This window comes from Stenotrophomonas sp. 05L44_2 (assembly GCF_056665995.1).
Genome location: NZ_JBFTNR010000560.1, coordinates 1 through 2,799 on the forward strand (window position 1 = coordinate 1; position 2,799 = coordinate 2,799).

2 protein-coding genes are annotated in these 2,799 nt (G+C 60.9%); both read right to left on the minus strand.

The window, feature by feature from the left end; all coding sequences use genetic code 11:
• Positions 1 to 1,948 (minus strand): cytochrome o ubiquinol oxidase subunit I (gene cyoB / locus AC1VAN_RS17375; RefSeq protein ID WP_480986298.1); only part of this gene is annotated, 1,948 nt, incomplete at its 3' end.
• Between the two features lie 2 nt (positions 1,949 to 1,950).
• Positions 1,951 to 2,799, minus strand: an 849-nt coding sequence (cyoA, locus tag AC1VAN_RS17380; RefSeq protein ID WP_480986299.1) for a ubiquinol oxidase subunit II, incomplete at its 5' end; no start/stop codon positions are given.

Sequence of the window (2,799 nt, forward strand, 5' to 3'; positions counted from 1 at the left end):
GGTGTTCGTTCTCGATGCGTTCCACCTCGGCAGCCGGGACCCAGTAGTCCACGTCCTGGTCGAAGGTGCGGTAGATGAACGTGGCGATCATGCCGACGAAGCCGATGATGGCCAGCCACCAGATGTGCCAGATCATCGCAAAGCCGAACACCAGGCTGAAGGCGCCGATGACAACGCCGGTGCCGGTGTTGCGCGGCATGTGGATGTCGGTGTACTTGGCCGGCTTCGGCCAGGCTTCACCACGCTGCTTGCGCTCCCAGAAATCGTCCAGCTCGGTGACTTCCGGCAGGGTGCCGAAGTTGTAGAAGGCCGGCGGCGAAGAGGTTTCCCACTCCAGCGTACGGGCATCCCACGGGTCGCCGGTCAGGTCGGCGGTCTTCTTGCGGTCGCGGATCGACACGGCCACCTGGATGATCTGGCACAGGATGCCGGCACCCACGATGAAGGCGCCCACAGCGGCCACCAGCAGGAACGGCTCGTAGGCCGGGTTGACGGTGCTCTGCAGACGACGGGTCATGCCCATGAAGCCCAGCACGTACATCGGCATGAAGGTCACATAGAAGCCGATGAACCAGCACCAGAACGCGCACTTGCCCCAGAACTCGTTGAGGCGGAAGCCGAACATCTTCGGCCACCAGTAGGTGATGCCGGCGAACATGCCGAACACCACGCCGCCGATGATGACGTTGTGGAAGTGGGCGATCAGGAACAGGCTGTTGTGCAGCACGAAGTCGATGGCCGGGATCGCCAGCATCACGCCGGTCATGCCGCCGATGGTGAAGGTGACCATGAAGCCGATGGTCCACAGCACGGGCGTGGTGAACTGCACGCGACCGCGGAACATGGTGAACARCCAGTTGAAGATCTTCACGCCGGTGGGGATGGAGATGATCATCGTCRTGATGCCGAAGAAGGCATTGACGTTGGCACCCGARCCCATGGTGAAGAAGTGGTGCAGCCACACGATGAACGACAGCACGCCGATGCAGGCGGTGGCGTAGACCATGCCCTTGTAGCCGAACAGGGCCTTGCGCGAGAAGGTCGCGATGACCTCGGAGAACACGCCGAAGGCCGGCAGCACCAGGATATAGACTTCCGGGTGGCCCCAGATCCAGATCAGGTTGATGTACAGCATGGCGTTGCCGCCACCGTCATTGGTGAAGAAGTGCGTACCCAGGTAACGGTCCAGGGTCAGCAGCACCAGGGTGATGGTYAGCACCGGGAAGGCGGCGACGATCAGCACGTTGGTCACCAGAGCGGTCCAGGTGAAGACCGGCATCTGCATGAGCTTCATGCTCGGGGTGCGCATCTTGAGGATGGTGATGAAGAAGTTGATACCACTCAACGTGGTACCCAGACCCGCCACCTGTAGTCCCCATATGTAGTAGTCCATACCTACATTGTTGCTGTACTCGATGCCCGACAGTGGCGGGAAGGCCAGCCAGCCGGTGGCGGCGAATTCACCGATCCACAGCGACAGCATGATCAGCACCGCACCGGACACGAACAGCCAGAAGCTGAGCGAGTTGACGAACGGGAACGCGACGTCGCGCGCACCGATCTGCAGCGGCACGGCCAGGTTCATCAGGCCGGTGATCAGCGGCATCGCCACGAAGAAGATCATGATCACGCCGTGGGCGGTGAAGATCTGGTCGTAGTGGTGCGGCGGCAGGTAACCCTCGGAACCGCCAACGGCGATGGCCTGCTGGGTACGCATCATGATSGCGTCGGMRAARCCGCGCAGCAGCATGAYSARSGCGACGATGATGTACATCACGCCGATCTTCTTGTGATCCACCGAGGTGAACCACTCCTTCCACAGATAGCCCCACAGCTTGAACTTGGTGATCAGGGCCATCACGCCCAAGCCACCCAGCACCGCACCGACCAGAGTGGTCAGCACGATTGGATCGTGGGGGATCGACTCAAGAGAGAGTTTTCCCAACATGTTCATTCTCCCGAACCCATGTGGCCTTCATGGCCAGCGTGTTCGTGTTCTTCGGTGGCATCCAGGTTCTTCCCGGATTCCTTGGCATCATGCGCGTCGCTCGGGGCGTGCCCCTCGTGCGCTTCATGGCTGGACGCATCGGCAGCAGCCGCACCCGCATGGGAATGCTTCATGCCGTAGTGCTTGTTGTCGCCCATGTGCTTGGCGATGACCCAGTCGAACAGGTTGTCTTCAACCTTGCCGAAGTAGGTGACCGGGTACCACTCGGAATTCTTCGCTTCACCCAGCGCCTTGAACGAGGCCTTGTCCAGGCTCTGCTCGCCGGCACGGACCTGGTCCAGCCACTGGCGGTACTGCGCATCGGTGACCGAGTAGGCAGTGAAATGCATCTTGGCGAAGCCTGCACCGCTGTAGTGCGAGGACATGCCCGGGAATTCACCGGTCTCGTTGGCGATCAGGTGGAGCTTGGTCTCCATCGCCGCCATCGAATAGATCATGCTGCCCAGGTGCGGGATGAAGAACGCATTCATCACCGTATCGGAGGTGATCTCGAAGTTCAGCGGGGTGTTGACCGGGAACTTGATCTCGTTGACGACCGCGACCTTCTCTTCCGGATAGATGAACAGCCACTTCCARTCCAGCGAGATCGCCTGGATGGTGACCGGCTTGACGTCCGATTCCAGGGGCTTGTACGGATCCAGCGCGTGCGAGGACCGCCAGGTCAGCACCGCCAGGACCAGCACGATCATGCAGGGGATCGACCAAACCACCACCTCGATCGCCGTCGAGTGGGACCACTTCGGCTCGTAGCGGGCCTTGGTGTTGGAGGCGCGATACTTCCACGCGAAGGT